Raw genomic sequence first — 23,925 nt, forward strand, 5'->3', positions numbered from 1 at the left:
TGGGGACTAGAGTGAATTTGTGAGTACCTCAGCTGGCTGGGACCGTCCCCGCACGTCCCTGTACACCGACCACTACGAGCTGACGATGCTGCAGGGTGCTTTGCAGTCCGGCGCGGCACACCGGAAATCCGTCTTCGAGGCCTTTGCCCGGAGGCTGCCGGACGGGCGCCGCTACGGGATCGTGGCGGGCACCGGCCGCCTGCTGGAGGGGATCGCGAACTTCCGCTTCGGCGAGCCGGAACTGGACTACCTGCGCCGCACCAAGGTGGTCAACGACCAGACCCTGGACTACCTGGCCGGTTACAGCTTTTCCGGCGACATCTGGGGCTATCCGGAGGGTGAAGCGTACTTCCCGAACTCCCCCGTGCTGATCGTCGAATCCACCTTTGCCGAGGCCTGCATCCTGGAGACCTACCTGCTCTCCGTGCTCAACCACGACTGCGCGATCGCCTCCGCCGCCTCCCGGATGATCTCCGCCGCCGGCACCCGCCCGTGCATCGAGATGGGCTCGCGCCGGACGCACGAGGAGTCGGCGGCCGCAGCTGCCCGGGCCGCGGTCATCGCCGGGTTCGACAGCACCTCGAACCTGGAGGCCGGATTGCGCTACGGGCTGAAGACCGTCGGCACGGCCGCCCACTCCTTCACCCTCCTGCACGACTCCGAACGCGAGGCCTTCGAGGCCCAGATTGCCGCCTTCGGGCCGGACACCTCACTCCTGGTGGACACGTACGACGTCGAAGCGGCCGTCCGCACCGCCGTCGACCTCGCCGGGGACAAGCTGGGCGCAGTCCGCCTGGACTCCGGTGACCTCGTGGCCCAGGCCCAGTGGGTCCGGCAGTTGCTCGACGAGCTCGGCAACGACCGCACCAAGATCGTGGTGACCTCGGATCTCGACGAGTTCGCCATCGCCGCGCTTCAGTCCGCGCCGGTGGACTCCTACGGCGTGGGCACCTCGCTCGTCACCGGTTCCGGGGCACCGACGGCCAGCATGGTCTACAAGCTTGTCAGCCGCACCGACGGCGACGGCGAGTTCATCTCCGTCGCCAAAGCAGCCAAGAACAAGGCCAGCAAGGGCGGGCGCAAGTACGCGCTGCGCAAGCTCAACGAACGCGGGACCGCCACCGCCGAAATCGTCGGCGTCGGCCATCACCCGGAGGACGACGGCAACGACCGTCCGCTGCTGCAGCAGTTCGTCAAGAACGGCGAGGTCCTGCCGGGGTGGACCGGACCCGAAGGGGTCCAGCGCGCCCGGCGGCGCCACGCGGAGACCATGAAGGAGCTCCCCGCTGTGGTCAACCGGCTCCAGCGCGGCGAAGCGGCCATCCCCACCATCTACGAGGAGGACTGAATGTCCCGCGCCCTGATCATTGTCGACGTCCAGAACGATTTCTGTGAGGGAGGCGCCCTGCCCGTCACCGGCGGGGCGGAACTCGCCGGCGAGATCAGCGAGTACGTTGACGCCCACCACGGCCAGTTCGACCACGTCGTGGCCACCCAGGACTGGCACATCGATCCGGGCGCGCATTTCTCCGAGGAACCCGACCACGTGGACAGCTGGCCGCCGCACTGCGTGGCGGGCACCCGCGGTGCCGAACTGCATCCGGACCTCGATCCCGAATACATCCAGGCCTACTTCCGCAAGGGCCAGTTCGCCGCGGCGTATTCCGGCTTCGAAGGGCTGCTGGCCCCCGAGGACGATGTCCCCACCGGGGACCGGAAACCCGGCGCCATGCCCGTGTCCGGAACCGGCACCGAGGACGCCCCGGGTTCTTCAGCCTCCAGTGCTTTCGCCGGCACTGATTTCGCCGCCGGCGAGGAGGCGATCGGGCTGGATGACTGGCTGCAGAGCCACGACGTGGAAGACATCGTGGTGGTGGGAATCGCCACGGACTACTGCGTCAAGGCGACCGCCCTGGATGCGGTGCAGGCCGGCTACTCCGTCACGGTGCTGCGCGGCCTGACGGTCGGTATTTCCGACGACCTCGACGACGCCGTGGCCGAGATGGAGCTCGGCGGCGTCGATGTCCTCTGAGCGCCTGCGCTCCTCTCCCCCGGGCCGTGCGGCCCGCAACAGCTGGCGGGAAAAGGCCGCCGCCAAAGTAGACTCGAAACCGTTGCCCTATCGTCTTACCCGTAGAACCCCGGAGTACACCATGAAGAAGACCCTGACCGTTCTGATTGCCGCTGGCGCGCTGCTCGGCGCGGCCGGCTGCTCGGCCGCGCCGCAGCTGAGCAACGAGGAAACCTGCGCCCGGGTCAAGACCGTGGTCTCTGCCCAGTCGGCGACGTCGGACAAGGCCGGCATGACCAGGGTCGCCAACCAGCTGCGGCCCATCAAGGCGGCGGCCTCCGATGACCTGCGGGCGCCGCTGCAGACCATCATCGAATACTTCGACGAGTCGGCCAAGCCCTCACCGGACACAGCCAAGCTCGAGGACATGAAGGCGGACTACACCGCGGCAGGCCAGAAATACGGCCAGGTCTGCGGCAGCGGCCAGTAGCCGACACGCCCCGTTAGACACAGCGGAGGGACCAGGCCGTCGGCCTGGTCCCTCTGCTTTTGCGCTGTACTTTCGAGCTTTGCTGTGGACCTGCGCGTTGGCCCTGTGCGTTGGCCGGCGGCTATTTCCGGCCGATGAACCAGTCCTGGAGCTTCCGCAGGCGGGTCTGCAGCTGTTCCTCATTGGCCTGCGCGACGGCGGGGCCGCCGCAGACGGTCCGTAGCTTGGTGTGGATGACGCCGTGTGGGGTCCCGGTCCGGGCCGACCACGCGGCCACGTTCTTGGCCAGCTCGGCGCGCAGGTCCATGAGCATCCGGTGGTCCGGCACGGCCGGGGCCGCCGGTTCGGCGCCAGCCTGCGGGGTGCGCTTGTTTTTCCGGTTGAGCTGTTCGTGCTGGCGCTGGCGCAGCAGCGTGCCCACCTGGTCGGCGTCCAGCAGGCCCGGGATTCCGAGGAAGTCGAGCTCGTCCTCCGAGCCCACCTCGCCGCCCGTGCCGAACTCGCCACCGTCGAAGAGCACCCGGTCAAAGGACGCCTGGGAGTCCAGGGCCTCGAACTTGCCCTTCATCAGCGAGTCGGAGGCCTTTTCCTCGCGGTTCGCCTCCTCCATGAGCGAGTCCTCGGGATTGAACAGCCCGTCGCTGTCCTCCTTCTCGGGGCGGTCCAGGGCGTGGTCGCGCTCGGCCTCCATCGAGTTGGCCAGCGCCATCAGCTGCGGGACGGAGGGCAGGAAGACCGACGCCGTCTCGCCGCGCTTGCGGGCACGCACGAAACGTCCCACGGCCTGGGCGAAGAACAGCGGGGTGGACGTCGAGGTGGCATAGACGCCGACGGACAGCCGCGGGACGTCCACGCCTTCGGAGACCATCCGGACGGCCACCATCCAGCGCTTCTCGCTGGCGGTGAATTCCTCGATCTTGCTGGAGGCCTTGGCGTCGTCGGAAAGGATGACGGTGGGCGACTCGCCGGTGATCTTCTTCAGCTGCCCGGCGTACGCGCGGGCGTCCTCGTGGTCGGTGGCGATGACCAGGCCGCCGGCATCCGGGACACTGCGGCGGACTTCGCTGAGCCGTTTGTCCGCGCCGGCGAGGACGGCGGGGATCCATTCGCCGGCCGGGTTCAGCGCGGTCCGCCAGGCCTGTGAGGTGATGTCCTTCGTGACGGCCGACTCGCCGAGCGATGCGGCCATTTCGTCTCCGGCACTCGTGCGCCAGCGCATCTGGCCGGAGTACGCCATGAACATGACCGGGCGGACCACGTGGTCGCGCAGGGCCTTGCCGTAGCCGTAGGTGTAGTCGGCCTTGGAGCGCCGGATCCCGTCCCGGTCCTCGGCGTACTCCACGAACGGGATGGGCGAGGTGTCGGAACGGAACGGGGTGCCGGTCAGGGAGAGCCGGCGGGCCGCGGGGTCGAACGCCTCGCGGAGGCCGTCACCCCAGGAGAGGGCCTCGCCGCCGTGGTGGATCTCGTCCAGGATCACCAGCGTGCGCGCGGCTTCGGTCTTCGCCCGGTGGAGCATGGGCTTGCTGGCCACCTGGGCGTACGTCACCGCGACGCCGATGAACCCGCGGCCGTGCTGGCCGTCGGCGTTCTTGAAGTTCGGGTCGATCGCGATGCCCACCTTGGCAGCCGCGTCGGCCCACTGGCGCTTCAGGTGGTCGGTCGGCGCCACGATGGTCACGCGGTTGACCACACCGGAGTCGATGAGCATGGACGCCACGCGCAGGGCGAACGTCGTCTTACCCGCGCCGGGGGTCGCGACGGCGAGGAAATCCTTGGGATGGATGCTGAAATAGTTGTCCAGCGCCTCCTGCTGCCAGGCGCGCAGCTTGGGGGCGGTGCCCCAGGCTGCCCGCTCGGGATACGCGGGAGGAAGGGTGGGGCCGCCGAAAAGTGTCTCTGTCATTGAGGCGCCCTCCATCCGCGCCTGGCTGCAGCCGACGGGGAAACCCAATTAAGCACAAAAACACCAATCTTTTTCGGATGGACCGTAAGGCAGAAACCGGACAGCAGGGACCGGAAACAGGAGAACAGGAAGAACACAGCGGCGCGGCAACGCACCTGAAGAAGCGCAAAAAAGACGTGCCAAGAGGAAGTGCCGTCAAAAGACGCCGGACCAGGGACGGCTAGCGGATCCCGTGCGAAGCGTTACTTGTCGCCGGAGCCCTTGCCGCCGTCGTTTCCGGGGCGCAGGCCCTCGTAAACTTCCTTGCATTCGGGGCAGACGGGGAACTTCTGCGGGTCCCGGCCCGGTGTCCAGACCTTGCCGCAGAGCGCGATGACCGGTTCACCGGTCAGCGCCGATTCCATGATCTTTTCCTTGCGCACGTAGTGCGAGAAGCGTTCCCGGTCGCCGGGTTCCACTTCCTGGCGCAGTTCCTCGCGCTCGATCGTGGCCGTTGACGTCCCGGCTCCGGAGAGCTCGCGCATCGGATCGTTTTCGAGAGGATCGGTCATGCTAGTCATGACACCCATCTTAGCCGTTGGATGGGCCCCGCCGGACCTGCGGGACCGCGCCGCGCGAGCCTACAGGCCCTGCCAGGCCGGTTTGTGCTCATAGCTGTGGCGGTAGTAGTCCGCCAGCCGCAGCGACGACGCCGCCGCCTCGTCCACGAGGATGGTGGCATGCGGGTGCAGCTGCAGCACGGACGCCGCACAGATGGCGGCGACGGGGCCCTCCACGAGATCCCGGACGGCCTGGGCCTTTTGCGCACCGGTGGCGGCCAGGATGACGTGGCGGGCATCCAGGATGGTGCCCAGGCCCTGGGTCAGGACGTGATGCGGCACATCGGCCAGGCTGCCGAAAAAACGCGCGTTGTCCCGGCGTGTCTGCTCGATCAGGGTCTTGATCCGCGTCCGGGAGGTCAGGGAGGAGCCTGGCTCGTTGAAGCCGATGTGGCCGTCCGTTCCGACGCCGAGCAGCTGCAGGTCAACGCCCCCGGCGGCGCGGATGGCGTCCTCATAGGCCCGGCAGGCAGCCGGGATGTCCTCCGCGGCGCCGTCGGGCACGTGGACGTTGGCCGGGCTGATGTTGACCCGCGCGGTGAATTCGCGCGCGATCACCTCACGGTAGGACTCCGGGTGGCCCGCCGGCAGGCCCACGTACTCGTCCAGGGCGAAGGCCTGAGCCTGGCTGAAATCCAGGCCGTGGCGCTCGTGCCGCAGGGCCAGCTCACCGTAGATCGGCAGCGGCGTGGACCCCGTGGCCAGGCCCAGCACGGCGTCGGGTTTGCGGCGAAGAAGGGCCTCCACCGCATCCGCCGCCAGCGACGCGATCTGCTTGCTGGCGGGAAGGATCACAACTTCCATGGTCCCTGCCTTTTGCCGGGTGCTCGAGACTGCGCTGTCCGGATACTGCACAGTCCCGATGCTGCGCACTCCCAGCATGCACCCGTCAGCGGTTGACGGCCAGTTGTGCCAGCAGCTCCGGTGCCCGCCGGTCCAGCCATGCTCCGCCGGCCCGGACACCGACGGTGAACAGGGCCAGGCCCAGCGCGGGGCCCAGGACCAGCGCGATCCAGCCCGGCACGGGGCTGCCGGTGATGAACTGCGCGGCTACGAGCGCCGCTTCGGGCGCGACGAGGACCATGAGGATGCCCATGCCGCCGAACTGCACGGCGAGTGTCTGGGCCACGTTTCCCGGCGGCTTCTTGAAGGGGCTGTCCCCCGGCAGCGGGACGCTGACGGTGTAGCGCGCCGAGATCACCGAGGCCAGGCCCAGGCCGGTGAACAGGACGCCGAGCGAGAGGCCCAGGACAGCGGGCAGCTTGTCCCAGTCGCCGGTGACGAAGAACGGGCCGACGCTGAAGATAAGCACCACGGGCAGCGCGAAGCTCAGGCACGCCAGTGCCCGGCCAAGCCGGTCGTCGGCGCCGCGCACACCGGTGGCCACGTGCAGGGCAAACGCGGTGCTGTCATAGGAGACGTCCGTGGAAATGGACCAGGCCAGCAGGAAGGCCGTCAGCGGCCCCACGAACTGGAACGGGCCATAGAACCCGCTCTGGCTGCCCTGGAACAGGAACAGCACGGGCAGGAGCGGAACCACCACCAGCGCGCCGGCGTAGCGGGGGTCCCGGAGCCAGTAGTACAGGCACCTGGCGGCGACGGCGGCGGCCGGCGTCGCCGGGAGCAGCCTGAACAGGCCCGCGCCACCGGTCCGCCGTTTGGAGGTCCCCGCGTAGGGCGGTGTCACCAGGGCCCGCTGCAACAGGACCTTCCACGCCACGGCCAGGCCAGCCAGCGTGGCCACGGCGATGAGGAATTTCGCGGCAGCCGCACCGTAATGGCCGGCGGCCAGCTCGCCGCCGAGCGAGAACGCGGCCCCGGCGGGCGTCCAGGACAGTGTCCGGGCCAGTCCGGCCAGGAAATCGCCGGAATCGGCAATTCCCTTCGCGATCCCCGCCAGGATGGGGCCCGTCAGGACCAGCGGAATCAGGAAGGCGACGGCGCTGATGTCCTTGAAGCGCCGGGAGCTGGCCAGGCCGGCTGTCGCGGTGGTCACGACCTTGGAGAGCACCACGCAGCTCAGCACGCCCAGTGCCGCGCCGACGAGCGCGCCGGCCGCGGCAGGCACGCTGCGGGACCACGTGCCCACGGTGGCGAGCGCCACCAGCGAGGTCGCAAGGCCCGGTATGCCGATCAGGCCGCCCAGCGCCAGCCCCGCCAGCAGCTGCGGCATGGGCACGGCGAAGGTGGTGAAGCGGGCCGGGTCCAGGGTCATGTCTGCCGCGGAGACCGCGACGGGGATGATGGCCCAGCCCAGCAGGGCCGCCGCGCCGCCCAGGACCACCACGGTCTGCGCGAGCTCGATTTCCTGGCCGCGGAGGACCAGGAGCCCGGCCGCGCAAATGCCGACCAAACCCAGGGCATACAGGGCACCGATTCCGAGGCCTACCAGCTGCCACGGGCTGCGCCGGACGCTGTTGCGCAGCAGGGTCAGTTTGAGCCTTAGAAGGTGCGCAACCATTCCAGGCCTTCCGTGTGGTTCCGGCCGCCCACGAGCTGCACGAAGCGGTCCTCGAGGCTGGCCCCGGCACGGACGTCCTCCACGGTGCCGGCGGCCAGCACCCGGCCGCCGGCGACGACGGCAACGTGGTCGCACATGCGCTGGACCAGGTCCATGACGTGGCTGGAGACGATGACGGTTCCGCCCGAGGAAACGTAGCGTTCCAGGATGTCGCGGATGTTCGCCGCCGAGATGGGATCCACCGATTCGAACGGCTCGTCCAGGACCAGGAGCCGCGGGGCGTGGATCAGCGCCGAGGCCAGCGCGATCTTCTTGGTCATGCCGGCGGAGTAGTCCACCACCAGCGTGCCGGCGTCGTTGCCGAGGTCCAGCGCGGCGAGCAGTTCCGCCACCCGCGACGCCACCATTTCCCGGTCCATCCCGCGCAGCAGGCCGGCGTAGGTGACCAGCTGTTCGCCGCTGAGGCGGTCGAACAGCCGGACGCCGTCGGGCAGGATTCCCATCAGCTTCTTGGCTTGCAGGGGATGCTGCCAGACGTCGACGCCGTGAACAAGTGCGGTCCCGAAGTCGGGGCGCAGCAGGCCCGTGGCCATGGACAGCGTGGTGGTTTTGCCGGCGCCGTTAGGGCCGACCACCCCGTAGAAGGACCCGGCCGGGACGTCCAGGCTAATGCCGTCGACGGCGATTTTGTCGCCGAAGCGCTTGGCGAGGCCGATCAGGGACAAGGCAGGCACCTGCAGGACAGACGCCGGCGGCGACGACGGGCCAGGCGGCAGCGGAGGCTGGAAAGTCATGACGCCAGACTAACCGTCCCGGCGCGCGAAAAGGATCGTCCGCAAGGCGTAAGTTCCTGGAGTACTGCCCTTAGACCTACTGCCCTAAGACCTACTGCCCTAAGACGTAAGGCCCCTAAGACGTACAGCCCTGAAGGTACCGCCTTGGACTGCGCTAGAAGGAGTGCCGGGGCCTGGCGCGCTCGTATTGCGGCGGCCAGGCAAGGTCATGGCCAAGCTCGAACGCGGCCCGCAGCCACCAGTGCGGGTCCCGCAGCGCGGCCCGGGCGATGAACACGCCGTCGGCCTGGCCGGTGGCCACCGCGTGCTCGGCCTGCCCGGCCGAGGTCAGGAGCCCCACGGTGCCGGTCTTGACCCCGGTTTCGCGCCGGATCCGGGCCGAGAACCCGGTCTGGTAGCCGGGGCCGACGGGAATCTGCTGGTGGGCAACGGCCCCGCCGCTGGAAACGTCCACCAGGTCCACTCCGCGTTCCGCGGCGGCGCCCGCCATCCGGACCGAGGCCTCGGCCTCGATGCCGCCCGGCGCCCAGTCCGAGGCCGAGATCCGCAGCAACAGGGGCATGGAGTCCGGAATGACGGCGCGGACGGCGTCCACCACGGCAAGCGTGAGCCGGTTCCGGCCGGTCTCGTCCCCGCCCCAGCGGTCCGTGCGGTCATTGACCAGCGGGCTCTGGAACTGGTGCAGCAGGTAGCCGTGGGCGCCATGGATTTCGATCGTGTCGAACCCCGCATCGACGGCCCGTACGGCTGCGGCGGCGAAGTCGGCGATCACGCCGTCGATCTGCGCTTCGGTCATGGCCGACGGCGGCGCGTACCCGTCGAACGCACCGGTTCCTGGCCCCACGGTGTCCCAGCCGCCCTCGGACCCGGGCACGCTGCCCGTCTTGCCGGAGAACGGCCAGTAGGAGGACGCCTTGCGGCCGGCATGCGCCAGCTGTGTGCCGATCTTGGCCTCTGCGGTGCCGTGGCGGTGCACGAAGGCGGTGATGCGTTCCCAGGCCGCGGCCTGGTCATCGTTGTAGAGGCCGGCGTCGCGGGGGCTGATCCTGCCTGCGGCGTTCACGGAGTTGGCCTCGGTGAGGATGAGGGCCGCTCCGCCGGTGGCAAAGGAGCCCAGGTGCATGAGGTGCCAGTCGGTGGGCACCCCCTCGCCGGTCCCCGTCTCGCAGCTGTACTGGCACATCGGGGACACCCAGCCGCGGTGCTGCAGCCGCAGGGACCTCAGGTCCAGCGGCGCGAAGAGGGCCGATCCCACTAGAACAGCACCCGGGCCAGTCCCTGGCGGGCCTTGGCGACGCGCTCGTCACCGGTGCCGACGACGTCGAAGAGTTCCAGCAGCCGGACCCGGGCGGTCTCCCGTTCCGGGCCGAAGTTCCGGCCGATGAACGTCACGATCCGGCCAAGGCCGTCCTCGATGTGGCCACCGGCGATGTCCAGGTCCGCGACGCCGAGCTGGGCATCGAGGTTGTCCGGCTCATCGGCGGCGAGCCGGCGGAGGTCATCTGCCTCGGGCCCGGAGAAGGACTGCAGGCGCTCCATGAGTTCCACCTGCGCCAGGCCCGCCTTGGCCTCGGCGTCGGTGGGCATCTCGGTCAGCGCCTGCCGGTAGGCCGCGGCGGCGGCCGCGTAGTCGCCGGCCTCGATCGCGTCGAATGCTTCCTGGTGCAGCGGCGGCAGCGGCGGGGCCTCCGGTTCCCCGGCGGGATTCCCGTTGCCGGCGGCGCCGGCTCCGATCTGCCCGGTCACGCCGTTGGCGGCCGCGACCTTGAGGAGTTCGTCGAACAGGCTGCGTACCTGCTGCTCGTCCGCGCCGCCCTGGAAGAGCGGAACGGGCTGGCCCTTGACGACGGCGACGGCGGTGGGCACGGCCTGGACCTGGAAGGCCTGGGCCAGCTCCGGGAAGACGTCGATGTCGGCGGCCCCGAGGACCAGGCGGCCGTCGTAGCTCTCGACGATGCGTTCGAGGACGTCCACCAGCTGGTCGGAACCCGGCGAGTAGGAGGCCCAGAGGGCGATCACCACGGGCACCTGGGCCGAGAGCTGCACGAGCTCCTGGAAGTTGCCTTCGGTCACGTCCACACGCAGCGGCCGGCCCTGCTCGGCGGCGCCGGCGTCCGCCGCGGCGGGGGCGGGACGCTGTTTCAAAGCGGAAAGATCGACGGCGCCGCGCAGGTTCAGCGGGCTGGCGGCAACTGGCGGGACCGGGCGGGAAGCTGGCGTTGTCATAGCTCCACTCTAGCCATTGAAGTCCCGCCAGGCGCCACCAGCGCCCGCCGGCGTCGGCTACTTGAAAGCCGCCCCGACCAGGCCGCGGGTGGCGGCCACGAGCTTCATCGGATCCTTGGAACCGGCGGGCGGAACGTAGACAGCCACGGACTCGGCGAAGTTCAGCACCATGCCGGTGCTGGTCTCCTTGCCGCCGGCCAGGGCAGCCGCGTCGTCGCCGATCGTGAGCTTGTCCCCGTCGGCCTTCGGAGTGCCGTCGAACGCGAAGTTCAGGCGCCCCAGGACCAGGGCCCCGCCATCGGCTGTACGGAACACGACAGTGTTCTCGGGGGCCACCTTATGCGTGAAGGCGAACGTGCCGTTGACGCCCGAGCTGACGACGTCGGCCTGGTAGGCGAGCGTGTCCGCGATGTACGGGGAGGACTGTCCTTCGACGAGCTTGTCCTTGAAGGCTGAGTCGGCTGTGGTCAGGCGGTCACCAAGCCCGGCCATCGCCTCGTCACCGCTGTACAGGAGTCCGGCCTTGTCCGAGGACGCGAGCGTCTCCGTGCCGGCACGCCCGATCGCCGGGAAGGTGGCGCCCGGCTGCAGCGGCGTGCTGCTGACCAGCTTGTAGTTCTCCCGCGGGGAGGTCTGGGTCAGGGTCAGCAGCTGCGGGACAACGTTGCCGTCGCCCTGTGTCACGGCCATCACGGAGCGGGGCCAGCTGCGCTTGTTGGTGACCACAGTGGTCAGCAGCTTGGTGGCGCGGACGGGCATGCGGGCCTCAACGGAGGCCGCCTGCGAGCGGATTTTGTAGTTCTCCGTGCGCACCTGCAGCTCGGAGCCCGCCACCCGCGGCGCCAGCTTGGCTGCGTCCTTGGCAGCGTCTCCTGCGTCGACGGCACCGGCAACCTGTTCCAGGACGCGGCGGAACTGGGCGTCCAGCAGCACCGGAGCGTCGCCGGCCTGCCCCTCGGCGGCAGCGCCCGGGGCCGCCGCGTCCGAAGCCGGAGCACTGGCGGCAGGAGCACTGGGTGACGGAGCGGGCGTCTGGCTGGCCTGGGCCGCCACCGACGTTCCGGCGACGGCGGTGGCCGTCAGCACGGCAACCACGATGCCGGAACGGCGCATCCCGCCGGAGAGAACGGAGCCCCTGCGCTGCTCGGGGGCTGCCTTCTCCGCGTTGGATTTCCCGGGCACGGTTTTCCCGGGCTCAGTTTTGCCGGGCACAGTCGGCTGCGGCGTGGTTTCCGGTGCAGTCGTTTCAGGTGCTGCGGTTGCCGTGGATTCAGGTGCGCCAGGCTCCTGCGTGCCGGCAGCCGAACCCTGTCCCCCGCGCCGCGCCGCGGCCTTGGCCTGCACACGGCGGGCGAATGAGCTGTCGCCCGCGCCGCCGTCCCCGCCGCCGGTCCGGGTCCCTGGCTTGTTGCCCTTCGGCTTGAGGACCAGCATCGCGCCGCCGGCAATGATCAGGAGTCCGCCGAGCACCATGAACGGAATGGCCCACGGCGTGGAGGTGTCGTTCGGGAAGGTCATGGTGATGGAGCTGGGGGCGGGCTTGGTGCCGTCCGCCGCGAGCAGGAGGGACCAGTCGCCGTCGGCCGGCGGGTTCCAGGAGTAGTCCATGTCTCCGGTGGCGTTCTCGGTGCTGACCCAGAGATCGGATCCGGCGGGCGACGGCGCGGCAGCATCGCCGTCGGTGTGCGTCACCTGCAGCGCCTTGCCGTCATCCGAGACGCCGGCGACAGTATTGTGCGCCGTCTTGCCGACCCAGGCGTCGACGTCGTCCGGCCGGCCCGCGGCCAGCATGAAGGCACCTTCACCCTTGACCTGGATCTTCACGGTCCCGGGATGCAGCGTCCTGAGCTTCTCGTCGAAAACGGTCAGCGGGGCGGCAGTACCGGCCTGTGCGGTGGCCGTGATGGTCTCCGGTGGAGCCCAGAACGTCTTCTGGCCAATTCCGGCCAGGAGGGTCAGGAGGCCAAGCAGCACCAGGGCGACTGCAGTCTTGAAACGCAAAATACTACCTATCATCAGCGGACAGTTAGCTTCAATAGTAACCATTTTGTTACCCGCGAGTCAGATCGGCGGCCCGGCCCGCCCCTATCGACGGCCCCCGCGCCTGGCCTCCGCCCTTGTGCTGACAAGCCTGCTGATAGTGTTTGCGGTGATCATCACACCAGCGCCGCCCCAGGGGCGCCGCAGAGAATTAAGGGCCTTCAACGCAGTGACTGAACACACGGATTCGTCCGCCGCCGGACAAGATGAAGCCCAGGAATCCGGCAGCCAGGAACGCGGGCCCCAGCCATCTGATTCCGGCCCCCGGCCATCAGCCGCCAGTCCCAGGAATGCCGCGGCCAACCTCCTTTTGTCCGCGGCCCGGCGCCTGCGCCAGCCACTGCCGGGGGCCCAGCCGAGGATCCGCTTCGAGATGCCGCCGGAGCACGAGGCCGAGGCTGCTGCCGGGTCCGATGCCCCCTTCGGCAGTCCCGGTCCCCGGATGTCCGCCCAGCACCCGCTGTACATGGGTTTCATGGGCACGGTCGGCGTCGGCGTCGCGCTCCTGGTCTACTGGATCGGTTCGAACACGACCCAGCTGCTGTTGTGGATCGTCACGGCGCTCTTCATCACCCTGGGACTGGACCCGGTGGTGCGCTGGCTCGAACGCAGGAATGTCCCCCGGGCCGCCGGCATCCTTCTGTCCGTTTCCACCCTGGCAGTGGCTGTCGCCGCATTTTTCGCCACCCTGATCCCCACGATCGTGCAGCAGGTCACGCAAATCGTGCAGCAGGCGCCCAAATGGGTCCAGGAGTTCATCGACTCGGACTTCTTCCGGAACGTCGACAGCCAGTTCGGCATCCGGGACCGCATCTCCCAGGAGCTGGAGAAGTTCGTCAACAACCCCGAGGCCATGGGCGGGATCTTCGGCGGCGTGGTCGGCTTCGGCTCCACCGTGGCCAACGGGCTGTTCGGCGCCCTGATCGTACTGGTCCTGAGCCTGTACTTCCTCGCCGCGCTTCCGGCCATGAAGAAGTGGGGCTACCGTCTCGCGCCGCGCTCGCGCCGGCCCCGGGTCCAGGCCCTGGCGGAGGAAATCACCGGTTCGGTCGGCAACTACGTGATCGGCCAGGCCGCTGTCGCCGTGCTGAACGCCACCTTCGCCTTCATCGTGATGTCGATCATCGGGGTGCCGTTCGCCACGCTGCTGGCGTTCGTGGTGGCCCTGCTGGCGTTCATCCCGCTCGTGGGCGGCATGATTGCCGGGTTCCTGGTGACGCTCGTGGCGCTGACGGCCGGATGGCAGACGGCGCTGGTCTTCGCGATCTGCTACTTCGCCTACCTCCAGTTCGAGGCGTACTTCATCTCACCGCGCATCATGCAGAAGGCCGTGGCGGTGCCGGGGGCCGTGGCCGTCATCTCCGTGATCGCCGGCGGCAGCCTGCTCGGCGTGCTCGGCGCCCTGATCGCCATCCCCACAGCCGCGGCGATTATGCTGCTGGTCAAGGAAATCTACATCGCCCGCCAGGACAGCCGCTAGCAGTCAGTGCGCGGTGGCGACCGGCCCGTCCCATTCCTGCGGCAGCACTCTCCCGGCGCTTCCATTTCCTGCGCTGCCGGGGAGAACCTGGTCCACGATCTCGTTGAGCACCCGTCCGGCGTGCTTCTCCCCCACCCACAGGTGTTTGGCGCCGTCGACCCCTATCACCTGTGCCTGCGGCACGAGCGCGAACCTCGCCGCCGCAGCCGCCGGCTGCAGGTAGTCGTCGTGCTCGGGGACCAGCACCTTCAGCGGCTTGCCTGCCTGCGCCCAGTCCTTCAGGTGTACGTCCGTGGCCCGGTGCAGCGGCGGCGAGAGCAGGATGGCCCCCTCGATCTCCGAGGCGACGGGCTCCGTGGCGCCGTACATCAGGGCAAGCTCGGTGCCGAAGGACCAGCCCACGAGCCACCGGTTCGGCAGGCCCCGGTCCACGGCGAACCGCACGGCGGCCTCGACGTCGAGACGCTCGCCGATGCCTTCCTCGAAGGCTCCCCCACTGGTTCCGCGCGGCGAGGAGGTGCCCCGGGTGTTGAAGCGCAGCACGGCGATCCCGGCGAGGGCCGGCAGCCGGTAGGACGCCTTGCGGTAGACGTGCGAATCCATGAAGCCGCCGTGCGTCGGCAGCGGGTGCAGCGTGATGAGTGTTGCCTTGATCTCGCCGGACTCCGGGACCGCGAGCTCGCCCACCAGCCGGTGCCCGTCCGAGGTGCGGAGTTCGACGTTCTCGCGGCGGGCCGGGAGGACGGTGGAGGCGCGGATGGCGGTCGGCGCGGACGGCTGGGTGAAGACGTACGACGCGGGATCAAAAGTCATGCCCCCCACCTTAGCGAAACTGCCTAGCGGTACCTGTCAGCGATACCGGTAGCTCCGCGAGGTCCAGCAGTTGGTGTGCCAGTGGCGGCGCTCGGCGAGGCCCGCGGCGGCGCCGAAAAGGTGGTCCTCGGACCAGACCACCAGGTGGGCGATCCCCGGCAGCACGGCGGTGGAGCAGCCCGGGCAGATGTAGGTCTTCTCGGCACGGCTCGCGGTCATGGAGCGGACCATCCATTCACCGTCCGGAGCGCTTTCCCGCCGGGCGAACCCTGAGCGGGCTCGCTCCAGGTCAAGCTCCGGCGCCGGGCCGGTCCTGGCCCCGGCGTTGCCCTTTCCGGCTGCGCCCTTGCCGGCACCTGTCCTTGCAGAACCTGTCTTGGCAGAGCCTGCGCGGCGGGGACGGTTGGAACGGGGCATGACTCCATTCTGCCCCAGGCGGACGCCAGCCCTAGCCCGGGGACCGATCCGCAGACGGTAGAGTGGACCGGGTGCGTTTAGTCATAGCCCGCTGCTCCGTTGATTACGTCGGCCGCCTCAAAGCCCACCTGCCGCTGGCCACAAGGCTCCTGCTGGTCAAGGCGGACGGCTCCGTCCTGGTCCATTCCGATGGCGGATCCTACAAACCCCTGAACTGGATGAGCCCTCCCGCGTCCCTGCGGGTCTCCACGCCGGACGAGGTCGACGTCGAGGTCGGCGTCGTCGAGCAGTGGACGGTTCAGTCCGCCAAGACCGACGACCGGCTCATCATCAACATTCATGAGCAGCTGCACGATACGTCCCATGAACTGGGCCAGGACCCCGGACTGATCAAGGACGGCGTCGAGGCGGACCTCCAGCGGCTCCTGGCCGCCCAGATCGAACTGCTCGGCACCGGGTTCTCGCTGATCCGCCGCGAGTACTTCACCGCGATCGGCCCCGTGGACATCCTTGCCCGCGACGCGGACGGCGCCACGGTGGCCATTGAACTCAAGCGGCGCGGCGACATCGACGGCGTTGAGCAGCTCACCCGGTACCTGGAACTGCTCAATCGGGATCCGCTGTTGGCCCCGGTTCGGGGAATCTTCGCAGCCCAGCAGATCAAGCCGCAGGCCAAAGTCCTCGCCAAGGACCGCGGAATTGACTGCGTGACCCTGGACTACGACGCCATGCGCGGCGTTGACGACAGCGAATCCAGGCTCTTCTAGGCACGCGGCGAGGGGCTTTGCAGGGCGAGGATTCGCGTTAAGCGGTTCTTTGCACAAAATTTATGCAATTCTCCCGTTCGCCCGTTGACCTGACGCAAGTGTCATGAAATTCTTATACGAGTCTTTGTGTAGGTGTTTTTTCATGCTCGCAAGACATGTTGCGAGCGTGAAGCTCCTGCCGCCAAGGTCCGGAAATCCGGCCGACGCCAAAGGTTCTTCTCGCAGAGTGACCAAGTGCGGTGCGAAGTGCGCCGGACTTATTCAAGATCCACAATGAGGAGAAACAAATGGCACAGGGAACCGTCAAGTGGTTCAACGCAGAAAAGGGCTTCGGCTTCATCACCCCGGATGACTCCGACGGCGATGTCTTCGTTCACTACTCCGAGATCCAGACCGGCGGCTTCAAGACCCTCGACGAGAACCAGCGCGTTCAGTTCGAGATCGGCCAGGGCGCCAAGGGCCCCCAGGCTACCGGCGTAACGCTGGTCTAGTCTTCGTCCGCCAGGAACTGCTTTAGGGCATTTCCGGCATCAAAAATGATCCCCGGCATTTGTGCCGGGGATCGTTTTTTGTGCATTGTTGGGCGCGGTGTTCCCGTCCTGCGCTTTTGGCCCGGATGCATTGTTGCTCCGAATTGCCCGGCCCCGCGAAGGGGAAACGCCGCAGGCTGACGAACCAGGCTAACGAACCAGGCTAACGAACCCTGCTATCGAACCAGGGTGCGCAGCAGGCGTGCGCTCTGCCGGACGGACAACCCGGGAAGATACGCGCGGCTCAGCGCACGGCCCATCGCAGGCAATTGCAGCGGATCCTGGTAGTAAAGGTAAAGCGTGCGGTAGTCCGGCTTGAAACGCGACTTGAACGTTGCCAGCGAGCGGAAGCCGTAGACCGGCTCCAGGGCCCGGCCCACCACATCAAGAATCCCCGCCAGGCCCTCCGCTCCGGTGTCACCAATGTCCCCCGCGTCGTCTCCGGTCTGATCCTTCGCCAGCGGCGAGCCGGACAGGGAGATCACCTCGACCGTACCCTTGAGCTCCTGCACGGCCGAGGCAATGAGGAACTCCATCACGCCCGGGAAGGCGTCACCGCGCCGGCGCATGAAATCCAGGGTCCAGCTCACCAGCTGCCCGTCCCGGTACACCGGCAGCCAGCTCGTCACGCCGTGCACCCGTCCTTCGGCCTCCACCGCCAGGCAGCACAGCACTTCGTCGTCGTCGAGCTCGTCCATGCTGCCGAGCGTGAAACCCATTTCCGGGACCTGCTTTTGCGCGGCCCATTCTTCGGAGACCTCGCTGAGCTGGGTCCGCAGCGGCGCCGGGAAATCGCTGTAGCGCCCCCACACGGCCTCGACGCCGGTCTTGGCCGCGCGGTTCAGCGCGGTGCGGACGTTCTGCCATTCCTTGCCCTTGAACTCCAGTTCACGCACGGCGAGCCGGGTTTCCTGGGCCACGGCCACACGGCGGAAACCGCGGGCGCGGAGCATTGGCCACAGCTGGTCGGTGCAGGAGTAGAAACACGGGATCAGGGCGTGCTCGGCGCAGTAGCGCATGAACCCCGCCGCGGTCGCCTCATGGAGCCCGGCGGGTCCGAACGGGCCCGCCAGGGTCAGGGCGACGTTGCCGTGCTGCTGGTAGGCCACTCCGCCGCGCCGGTCCGGCGTAAACCAGTATTTGTTCGGTTCCCAGAGCGCCATCCAGGACAGCGAGTCTCCGCCCTGGCGGATGAGCTCACGGGCCGTGTCCCGGTCCTCGGAGCCGACGTCGGTGCTGTTCATCCCGGTACCGTGCAGCCGTCGGCGCAGGACCAACCAGACCGCTGCGAGGGCGACGCCCCAGAAGATGATCCCGGCGAAGGCGAACAGAAAGGACTCCACGGGGTAGCGGTTCTGGAAGAGCCGGCTGTAGACGCCGGGAATGGGCAGCGGCAGGTACTGTCGGGTGAGTTCCGCCGTCAGGCCCAGAAGTCCGCCGTCGCGGTCCATCCCGCCGGCTGCCAGCCACGCCACCGTGTAGGCCCCGGCGAGCCCCAGCCACGTCCCGCCGACCACCATGCCCAGAATCTGCCGTGTCCGCGGGGCCGTCTCCACCCTGAACTGCCTGCGGTTGAGCCAGAGCAGCATTGCCAGCAGCAAGGGAACGGCCACGAGCGGAAGGACGTGGACGAAGCCTGAACCCATCACGGCCGTGCGCGGCCGGTTGGGGTAGTGCGGAATGCGCGCGAACAGGGCAAGGTATACGGCGGCCAGGGCGGTCACGGCCAGCTGGACGATGATGGCGATCCGCAGGGCAAGGCGGCGGCCGTGCCGCATGCCGTCCGCGCAGATCAACAGCAGGACCACCGGGACCACCGCCAGCGCGAGGCCCAGCGGACCGGCGAATCCCGCCCGGCCGGCCTCCAGGCAGCTGACATCAACCGTCCCGCCGCAGTTCTGCTCCAGCTGGCCCAGCGTGGGCAGCGGGTTCACGACGACGTCGCGCAACAGGGCCAGGGGGCCGGTGGGGCTGCTGACGGCGGCCGTCAGGATCGGTCCCACGGCAAAGATCGCGACCGTGAGCGCCAGCAGGTTGCGCGTTTCCCGTCCGGTGGAACGGTGGCGGTGCAGGGTCCCCCGGTCGTCCTGGATCCACCAGCCCGCGGCCAGTCCGGCGAGGGCTCCGCAGAGCCCGACGACCGTCTCCGGGTGCCCGACGTAGAGCACCAGCAGCAGGGACGCCGACAGCCCGGCGGTCCGCAGCCGCCGCTGCCACAGTGCGGGCAGGAGCCCGCTGGCGGCCAGCGCAACGGCCAGGACCGCGGCGTACGGGCCGATCAGCCGAGCGTTGACCATGAGTCCAAGCCAGCCGTCACCGATATACCGGGCCACCTGCGTCACAAGCAGGAACAGCGTCACAGCCGCAAACTGGCCCACAAAGAAGAACACGGCCGTCCGCAGCGTGCCCAGATGCCGCTCCGCGAGGCCCAGGAGCAGCAGGATCATCAGTGACGCCGCGAGGTAGGCCAGCAGATTCGTGGCGAAGAACAGGGAGGTGAACATCGACCACCAGTGCCCCGCCATGAGCCCCGGCGCCGTGACCGAGGCGATGGGCAGCAGGGCGTGCGGCGGCCCGGAGAGGAAACTGCCCGTGAGCGCCCCGATGACCAGGAACGCCGCGAGGACCGCCAGCGTGAACGGGACGGCACGGAAATGCGCGAGTGTCCGGCGCAGGCCCTGCCGTCCGACGCCCAGCAACGACGCCCCCTGGGGTCCCTTGCCCGCGGCGGTCCGCGTGCTGCCGGTGTTGGCCTGGCTCATGGCGAGATCCCCCAGCGCCGGGCCAGGAAGTCCAGGCTGCCGGGCAGGCCGTTGGATACCGTGTCCCAGGAGTGCCCCGTGTTGGCGATCCGGTGGGCTTCGACGCTGAAGCCGGCGCGGCGTGCAGCTTCGGAGAGCAGGTCCATGTAGCCGGTGAATTCCGGGTCCCGGTCTCCTGCGGCGAAGTACACCCCGTGGCCGTCGAACCGCTGTTCCGCCATGAGGTTCAGCGGAGTCTGCCGGTCGAAGGCCGCGGTGTCGGCGCCGAAGGAGGCCTCGATGGTCTTGGCGCGTTCCTTCGCGAGGGCCGGCTCGTTCTCGCTGGAGAAGGCCAGCGCCGCGTTGTAGACGTCGGGATGCCTTGTCACCATCTGCATGGCACACGTGCCGCCGAAGGAAAACCCGCCCACGGCCCACTGCCGGGAATCCGGATCGACGTCGAGGGTGCGGTTGATCCAGTCCGGAACGTCACGGGACAAGAAGGTGTCCGCCCGGGCAATCTGGCTGTCCATGCACAGGGTGTTTCCCGACGGCGACCCGTTCGGATCGACCACCACCGTCACAGGCGCCACCCCGGCGTGCTGTGCGGCGAACCGGTCCAGCCGGCCCCGGAGCGCTCCCCCGGTGTGCCAGTCTGACGGCGACCCTGGCTGGCCGGAAAAGAGGACCAGTACCGGCAGCGCGGGGCGGGGCGAACTCTGGTAGGCCGGCGGCAGGTATAGGTACGCCTCCCGGCTCTGGAAGCCGGAGAGCGTGCCGGGGATGACAGCCCTGCGGACGACGCCGCCGGGAAGGTCCGCGGGCGCCTGCCAGTGGGCGAGCCCGATTGCGGCGGGGCCGCCGGCCGCGCGTGTCAGGCCGGCCTCGAGCGGCTGGATCCGGGCCACGGCCGTGCCGGTGAGGTCACTGACGGTGTGGTTCAACCCGAAATAGATGTTGATCTGGGCCGCGGCAAGCAGGAAGACGGCCAGGACGGCGGCCGTGGCGGCGGCGCTTGGGCGCCAGCGATTGGTGCGGCTGCCCCGGCGCGCCCACAGGCCGGCGAGGCCCATGAGCCATAAGAGCAGGGCGACGACGGCGGCCACGGACCAGGCGAGGGGCTCCGCCGGCAGCTCGGCGGCGAACACGGAGATCGCGTAGATCAGGAACCAGTGCACGGCCGCAGTCAGCGCCGCGGCGAGCAGGATCACGGCAGCCACGACGACGGCGGCCGGAAGGGGCGGGTGCTGCCCTTCTTGCCGGAGAACCTCCCGGAAAGAGGTGGGCCGAAAAGCGGTGTTCCGGAAAGAGGCGGGACGGAAAACGGCGTGCCAGAGGAGGTAGGCCAGGCCGGCCGCACCGGCGAACCACGTGAACCACACCACCGGCCCGTCAATCAGGCGGAGGTCATTGAGGTAGTCCACGGGGGCTAGCGCCAGGTCCCGACGCCGATGACGGGTCCGGCCTCGAGCCAGGACGACAACCCTGTGTAGGCGTCGAACCGCATGGCGAGAAGGACCGGCTGCCCCTCGTAGCGGAGCTCCACGATTACGGCGTCGGGCTGGACCTTGAGGAGTTCGGATTCAGTGGGTTTGCGCCGGCCCAGCAGCTCCAGGGAGCTGCGCCGGTACGTGTGTTTGGGACGGACGCTCAATGAGGCCAGGCGGAACCATTCGAGGTCGTTGTCCTGATAACGACAAACCCCCATCTGCCAGCTTTTTCCAGCCGTGCAAATGGAGGCGTCCACTGTGCCGAGGGCACGCCGCAGATTGAAGCGGCGCACCCCCGCAAGGCACAGCGCAAAGGCCAGCAACGCAAACGCCGTTGCCAGGACGATGAACGGCAAACCAATATCGTTCATCAAGGTCGTGCTAGCGGATCCCCGCAGTAGCCGATTCGCCCATTTGGGCGTTGTCAGCAACAATGACCACCCTGTTGTTGTCGACGGAGAAGAATCCCCCGTCGACAGTTACAGCAATACGGTCACCGGACACCGGCTCGATTGCCAGCTCACCTTCGGCCAGAATCGCCAGCAGGGGCGAGTGGCCGGGCAGGATTCCGATTTCACCATCGCTGGTGCGGGCCTTGACCATCTTGGCCGCTCCGGACCACACGAAGTGGTCCGCTGCGACAATCTCAACCTCAAGCTCAGCCATATTACTTGGTCTGTTCCTGGATCTTGGCCCACTGGCGCTCGACGTCGTCCAGGCCGCCGACGTTGAAGAACGCCTGCTCTGCCACGTGGTCGAGTTCGCCGTCGCAGATCGCGGTGAAGCCTTCGACGGTGTCCTTGATGGACACGGTGGAGCCCTCGACGCCGGTGAACTGCTTGGCGGTGTAGGTGTTCTGCGAGAGGAACTGCTGGATGCGGCGTGCACGCGACACGACGATCTTGTCCTCTTCAGAGAGTTCGTCAACGCCAAGGATGGCGATGATGTCCTGGAGTTCCTTGTTCTTCTGCAGGATCTGCTTCACGCGGACAGCCGTGTTGTAGTGGTCCTTGCCGATGTACTGGGGGTCCAGGATTCGGGAGGTCGACGTCAGCGGGTCAACGGCCGGGTACAGACCACGGGAAGCGATTTCACGGGAAAGTTCCGTGGTCGCGTCCAGGTGTGCGAAGGTCGTGGCCGGAGCCGGGTCGGTGTAGTCATCTGCGGGAACGTAGATGGCCTGCATCGAGGTGATGGAGTGGCCCTTGGTGGACGTGATGCGCTCCTGGAGGAGGCCCATCTCGTCAGCCAGGTTGGGCTGGTAGCCCACGGCCGACGGCATGCGGCCGAGGAGGGTGGAAACCTCGGAGCCTGCCTGGGTGAAGCGGAAGATGTTGTCGATGAAGAGCAGCACGTCCTGGTTCTGCACATCGCGGAAGTACTCCGCCATGGTCAGGGCGGACAGTGCCACGCGCAGACGCGTTCCCGGCGGCTCATCCATCTGGCCGAATACAAGGGCGGTGTCCTTGAGGACGCCAGCCTCTTCCATTTCAACCCAGAGGTCGTTGCCTTCACGGGTACGCTCGCCGACGCCGGCGAACACCGAGGTGCCACCGAAGTTGCGGGCAACACGGGTGATCATTTCCTGGATCAGAACGGTCTTGCCGACACCGGCGCCGCCGAACAGGCCGATCTTTCCACCCTTGATGTACGGGGTGAGGAGGTCGATGACCTTGATGCCGGTTTCCAGCATTTCGGTGGAACCCTCGAGTGTCGCGAAGGCGGGAGCCTTGCGGTGGATCGCCCAGTGGTCCGAAGCCTGGATCTCGGACTCGTCAACGTCAAGCGGCTTGCCGAGGACGTTGAAGATGTGGCCCTTGACGCCGTCGCCGACGGGAACGGTGATGGGCGAGCCGGTGTCCACTACGTTGGTGCCGCGGACGAGTCCGTCGGTGGCCTGCAGGGAGATGGCGCGAATGAGGTTGTCACCCAGGTGCAGGGCGGTCTCGAACGTGATGGTCTTGGTCTCACCGTTGAGAGTAATCTCCGTGGTGAGTGCGTTGTAAATCGAGGGGATTGCGTCAGCCGGGAATTCGACGTCGACAACCGGGCCAATAACACGTGCAATGCGGCCGGTAGCACCGGTCGTTGCGGCTACGTGTTCGGTAGCGGTGGCAGTCATCTCTCTCACTTCACTCAGTAGATGGCGTGGGGGTTAAGTTTATCTTTTGGTGCAGGTACAGCTGGATCCGGAACCGTGCTGGCTAGGACGCGCTCAAGGCGTCGGCACCGGCCACAATTTCGGAAAGCTCCTGCGTAATCTCAGCCTGGCGGGCAGTGTTGCGCAGACGCGTGTACTTCTTGATGAGGTCCGTGGCGTTGTCGCCGGCGGACTTCATCGCCCGCTGACGGGCTGCCAGCTCGGAAGCTGCTGCCTGCAACATGGCGGCGAAAATACGTGATTCGATGTAGCGCGGAAGCAGGGCGTCGAGAACCTGCTCGGCTTCCGGTTCGAACTCGTAGAGCGGCAGGAGGTCCGATTCGGACGCAGCCTGCTCTTCGACAACCTCGAGGGGAAGCAGGCGGACGACCGTCGGCTCCTGGGTGACCATCGACTTGAAGCGGGTGTAGACAACGTGGATCTCGTCCACGCCGTCCTCTTCAAATGCCGTAGCGAAATCCTCGAGCAGTGCGGCGCCGATTTCCTGCGCCGTAGCAAACTCCGGTGCGTCCGTGTTGCCGGTCCATACCCGCGCGTAGGGACGGTTGCGGAAGTCGAAGTACGCCTGTGCCTTGCGGCCGAGTACGTAGGTCTTGACTTCCTTGCCTTCCTCACGCAGCAGCTCGGTGAGGCCTTCGGCCTGCTTGAGCACGCTGGCCGAGTAGGAACCTGCAAGGCCACGGTCCGAGGTGATCACCAGGACGGCGGCGCGGCGGATCTGCTCGGGCTCGGTGACCAACGGGTGGTCGATTTCGCTCTGGCTTGCGACAGCAGAAACGGCACGCGTAATCGCGTTTGCGTAAGGCAGTGAAGCCGCTACGCGTGCGCGGGCCTTGCCGATGCGCGAGGTAGCGATCAGTTCCATCGCCTTGAAGATCTTGCGCATCGACGTCGTCGAGCTGATCTTCTGGCGGTAGACCCGAATCTGGGCTCCCATACTTATCCTTTCCTAAGATCCCGGTGGCCGGGACTGCCGGAACCCCTCGGGGTTCCGGCAGT

At 67.9% G+C, this 23,925-nt stretch carries 22 protein-coding genes; 6 read left to right on the plus strand and 16 right to left on the minus strand.

Annotated features, from left to right (window positions below; genetic code table 11):
• Nucleotides 1-19 precede the first annotated feature (19 nt).
• The 3 genes from AC1DEY_RS09695 (at nt 20) to AC1DEY_RS09705 (ending at nt 2,501) form a co-directional block, all read left to right on the plus strand.
• Nucleotides 20-1,348 carry a nicotinate phosphoribosyltransferase gene (locus AC1DEY_RS09695; RefSeq protein WP_476867755.1) on the plus strand — a complete coding sequence of 443 codons (1,329 nt, stop codon included), beginning with the start codon at nt 20-22 and terminating at the stop codon, nt 1,346-1,348.
• Nucleotides 1,349-2,032 (plus strand): isochorismatase family protein, encoded by a 684-nt coding sequence (locus tag AC1DEY_RS09700; RefSeq protein ID WP_476867756.1) that lies wholly within the window; start codon nt 1,349-1,351, stop codon nt 2,030-2,032. It begins immediately after the preceding gene.
• A gap of 121 nt (nt 2,033-2,153) precedes the next feature.
• The gene (locus tag AC1DEY_RS09705) at nt 2,154-2,501 is read left to right on the plus strand and encodes a hypothetical protein (protein ID WP_441407522.1); all 348 of its coding nucleotides are present in this window, start codon (nt 2,154-2,156) and stop codon (nt 2,499-2,501) included.
• A gap of 121 nt (nt 2,502-2,622) precedes the next feature.
• Here AC1DEY_RS09705 and AC1DEY_RS09710 read toward each other — a convergent pair whose 3' ends face one another.
• The 8 genes from AC1DEY_RS09710 to AC1DEY_RS09745 form a co-directional block, all read right to left on the minus strand.
• Entirely contained in the window at nt 2,623-4,407 is a 1,785-nt protein-coding gene (locus AC1DEY_RS09710; RefSeq protein WP_476867757.1) for a DEAD/DEAH box helicase, read from the minus strand.
• 242 nt (nt 4,408-4,649) lie between these two features.
• Nucleotides 4,650-4,967, minus strand: coding sequence for a DUF3039 domain-containing protein (locus tag AC1DEY_RS09715; RefSeq protein WP_370122952.1), 318 nt, complete (start codon nt 4,965-4,967; stop codon nt 4,650-4,652).
• A gap of 60 nt (nt 4,968-5,027) precedes the next feature.
• Nucleotides 5,028-5,810, minus strand: a complete 783-nt coding sequence (gene nagB / locus AC1DEY_RS09720) for a glucosamine-6-phosphate deaminase (protein WP_476867758.1) — start codon at nt 5,808-5,810, stop codon at nt 5,028-5,030.
• Nucleotides 5,811-5,895: 85 nt separating this feature from the next.
• Nucleotides 5,896-7,467 (minus strand): transporter, encoded by a 1,572-nt coding sequence (locus AC1DEY_RS09725; RefSeq protein ID WP_476867759.1) that lies wholly within the window; start codon nt 7,465-7,467, stop codon nt 5,896-5,898.
• Complete coding sequence (locus tag AC1DEY_RS09730) at nt 7,449-8,261, minus strand: ABC transporter ATP-binding protein (RefSeq protein WP_476867760.1); 813 nt, start codon at nt 8,259-8,261, stop codon at nt 7,449-7,451. The genes AC1DEY_RS09725 and AC1DEY_RS09730 overlap by 19 nt, the downstream gene beginning before the upstream one ends.
• 154 nt (nt 8,262-8,415) lie before the next feature.
• Nucleotides 8,416-9,516, minus strand: a complete 1,101-nt coding sequence (locus tag AC1DEY_RS09735; RefSeq protein WP_476867761.1) for an NADH:flavin oxidoreductase/NADH oxidase — start codon at nt 9,514-9,516, stop codon at nt 8,416-8,418.
• Nucleotides 9,516-10,487: a co-chaperone YbbN gene (locus tag AC1DEY_RS09740; protein WP_476867762.1), complete on the minus strand. Its 972-nt coding sequence runs from the start codon at nt 10,485-10,487 to the stop codon at nt 9,516-9,518. Before AC1DEY_RS09740 ends, AC1DEY_RS09735 begins: the two co-directional genes overlap by 1 nt.
• A 57-nt stretch (nt 10,488-10,544) precedes the next feature.
• Entirely contained in the window at nt 10,545-12,503 is a 1,959-nt protein-coding gene (locus AC1DEY_RS09745; protein ID WP_476867763.1) for a hypothetical protein, read from the minus strand.
• Nucleotides 12,504-12,837: 334 nt separating this feature from the next.
• On the opposite strand from AC1DEY_RS09745, the gene AC1DEY_RS09750 reads away from it, so the two are divergent.
• Complete coding sequence (locus AC1DEY_RS09750) at nt 12,838-14,007, plus strand: AI-2E family transporter (protein WP_441407674.1); 1,170 nt, start codon at nt 12,838-12,840, stop codon at nt 14,005-14,007.
• 3 nt (nt 14,008-14,010) lie between these two features.
• Here the strand turns inward: AC1DEY_RS09750 and AC1DEY_RS09755 are convergent, their stop codons facing one another.
• Both AC1DEY_RS09755 and AC1DEY_RS09760 read right to left on the minus strand, forming a co-directional pair.
• Nucleotides 14,011-14,820, minus strand: coding sequence for an alpha/beta hydrolase (locus AC1DEY_RS09755; protein ID WP_476867764.1), 810 nt, complete (start codon nt 14,818-14,820; stop codon nt 14,011-14,013).
• 36 nt (nt 14,821-14,856) lie between these two features.
• On the minus strand, nt 14,857-15,237 hold the full coding sequence (locus AC1DEY_RS09760) for an ATP/GTP-binding protein (RefSeq protein WP_476867765.1): 381 nt from the start codon (nt 15,235-15,237) through the stop codon (nt 14,857-14,859).
• Nucleotides 15,238-15,308: 71 nt separating this feature from the next.
• Here AC1DEY_RS09760 and nucS point away from each other — a divergent pair, with 71 nt between their 5' ends.
• Complete coding sequence (gene nucS, locus AC1DEY_RS09765; protein WP_026266819.1) at nt 15,309-16,004, plus strand: endonuclease NucS; 696 nt, start codon at nt 15,309-15,311, stop codon at nt 16,002-16,004.
• Nucleotides 16,005-16,291: 287 nt separating this feature from the next.
• Nucleotides 16,292-16,495 (plus strand): cold-shock protein, encoded by a 204-nt coding sequence (locus tag AC1DEY_RS09770; protein WP_011692441.1) that lies wholly within the window; start codon nt 16,292-16,294, stop codon nt 16,493-16,495.
• 215 nt (nt 16,496-16,710) lie between these two features.
• On the opposite strand, the gene AC1DEY_RS09775 is transcribed toward AC1DEY_RS09770, so the two are convergent.
• The 6 genes from AC1DEY_RS09775 to AC1DEY_RS09800 form a co-directional block, all read right to left on the minus strand.
• Nucleotides 16,711-19,296 (minus strand): bifunctional lysylphosphatidylglycerol flippase/synthetase MprF, encoded by a 2,586-nt coding sequence (locus AC1DEY_RS09775; RefSeq protein ID WP_476867766.1) that lies wholly within the window; start codon nt 19,294-19,296, stop codon nt 16,711-16,713.
• Entirely contained in the window at nt 19,293-20,699 is a 1,407-nt protein-coding gene (locus AC1DEY_RS09780; RefSeq protein ID WP_476867767.1) for an alpha/beta hydrolase, read from the minus strand. Before AC1DEY_RS09780 ends, AC1DEY_RS09775 begins: the two co-directional genes overlap by 4 nt.
• 5 nt (nt 20,700-20,704) lie before the next feature.
• On the minus strand, nt 20,705-21,136 hold the full coding sequence (locus AC1DEY_RS09785; RefSeq protein ID WP_476867768.1) for a DUF2550 domain-containing protein: 432 nt from the start codon (nt 21,134-21,136) through the stop codon (nt 20,705-20,707).
• Nucleotides 21,137-21,146: 10 nt separating this feature from the next.
• A complete protein-coding gene (locus AC1DEY_RS09790; protein WP_390206215.1) occupies nt 21,147-21,431 on the minus strand; it encodes a F0F1 ATP synthase subunit epsilon in 285 nt (94 codons plus the stop codon).
• A 1-nt stretch (nt 21,432) separates the two neighbouring features.
• A complete protein-coding gene (gene atpD, locus AC1DEY_RS09795; protein WP_441407509.1) occupies nt 21,433-22,887 on the minus strand; it encodes a F0F1 ATP synthase subunit beta in 1,455 nt (484 codons plus the stop codon).
• An 82-nt stretch (nt 22,888-22,969) separates the two neighbouring features.
• A complete protein-coding gene (locus AC1DEY_RS09800; protein ID WP_441407508.1) occupies nt 22,970-23,863 on the minus strand; it encodes a F0F1 ATP synthase subunit gamma in 894 nt (297 codons plus the stop codon).
• Nucleotides 23,864-23,925: the final 62 nt, after the last annotated feature.

It is taken from the genome of Arthrobacter sp. 05T47, from assembly GCF_056395825.1.

Excerpts from the sequence above, each read along its gene's own strand:
- nagB (WP_476867758.1), bottom strand. The coding sequence starts at position 5,810 with ATGGAAGTTGTGATCCTTCCCGCCAGCAAGCAGATCGCGTCGCTGGCG.
- AC1DEY_RS09770 (WP_011692441.1), top strand. The coding sequence starts at position 16,292 with ATGGCACAGGGAACCGTCAAGTGGTTCAACGCAGAAAAGGGCTTCGGC.
- AC1DEY_RS09785 (WP_476867768.1), bottom strand. The coding sequence starts at position 21,136 with ATGAACGATATTGGTTTGCCGTTCATCGTCCTGGCAACGGCGTTTGCG.
- AC1DEY_RS09710 (WP_476867757.1), bottom strand. The coding sequence starts at position 4,407 with ATGACAGAGACACTTTTCGGCGGCCCCACCCTTCCTCCCGCGTATCCC.
- AC1DEY_RS09800 (WP_441407508.1), bottom strand. The coding sequence starts at position 23,863 with ATGGGAGCCCAGATTCGGGTCTACCGCCAGAAGATCAGCTCGACGACG.
- AC1DEY_RS09700 (WP_476867756.1), top strand. The coding sequence starts at position 1,349 with ATGTCCCGCGCCCTGATCATTGTCGACGTCCAGAACGATTTCTGTGAG.
- atpD (WP_441407509.1), bottom strand. The coding sequence starts at position 22,887 with ATGACTGCCACCGCTACCGAACACGTAGCCGCAACGACCGGTGCTACC.
- AC1DEY_RS09775 (WP_476867766.1), bottom strand. The coding sequence starts at position 19,296 with ATGAGCCAGGCCAACACCGGCAGCACGCGGACCGCCGCGGGCAAGGGA.
- AC1DEY_RS09760 (WP_476867765.1), bottom strand. The coding sequence starts at position 15,237 with ATGCCCCGTTCCAACCGTCCCCGCCGCGCAGGCTCTGCCAAGACAGGT.
- AC1DEY_RS09705 (WP_441407522.1), top strand. The coding sequence starts at position 2,154 with ATGAAGAAGACCCTGACCGTTCTGATTGCCGCTGGCGCGCTGCTCGGC.
- AC1DEY_RS09725 (WP_476867759.1), bottom strand. The coding sequence starts at position 7,467 with ATGGTTGCGCACCTTCTAAGGCTCAAACTGACCCTGCTGCGCAACAGC.
- AC1DEY_RS09745 (WP_476867763.1), bottom strand. The coding sequence starts at position 12,503 with ATGATAGGTAGTATTTTGCGTTTCAAGACTGCAGTCGCCCTGGTGCTG.
- AC1DEY_RS09740 (WP_476867762.1), bottom strand. The coding sequence starts at position 10,487 with ATGACAACGCCAGCTTCCCGCCCGGTCCCGCCAGTTGCCGCCAGCCCG.
- AC1DEY_RS09730 (WP_476867760.1), bottom strand. The coding sequence starts at position 8,261 with ATGACTTTCCAGCCTCCGCTGCCGCCTGGCCCGTCGTCGCCGCCGGCG.
- AC1DEY_RS09715 (WP_370122952.1), bottom strand. The coding sequence starts at position 4,967 with ATGACTAGCATGACCGATCCTCTCGAAAACGATCCGATGCGCGAGCTC.
- AC1DEY_RS09755 (WP_476867764.1), bottom strand. The coding sequence starts at position 14,820 with ATGACTTTTGATCCCGCGTCGTACGTCTTCACCCAGCCGTCCGCGCCG.
- AC1DEY_RS09790 (WP_390206215.1), bottom strand. The coding sequence starts at position 21,431 with ATGGCTGAGCTTGAGGTTGAGATTGTCGCAGCGGACCACTTCGTGTGG.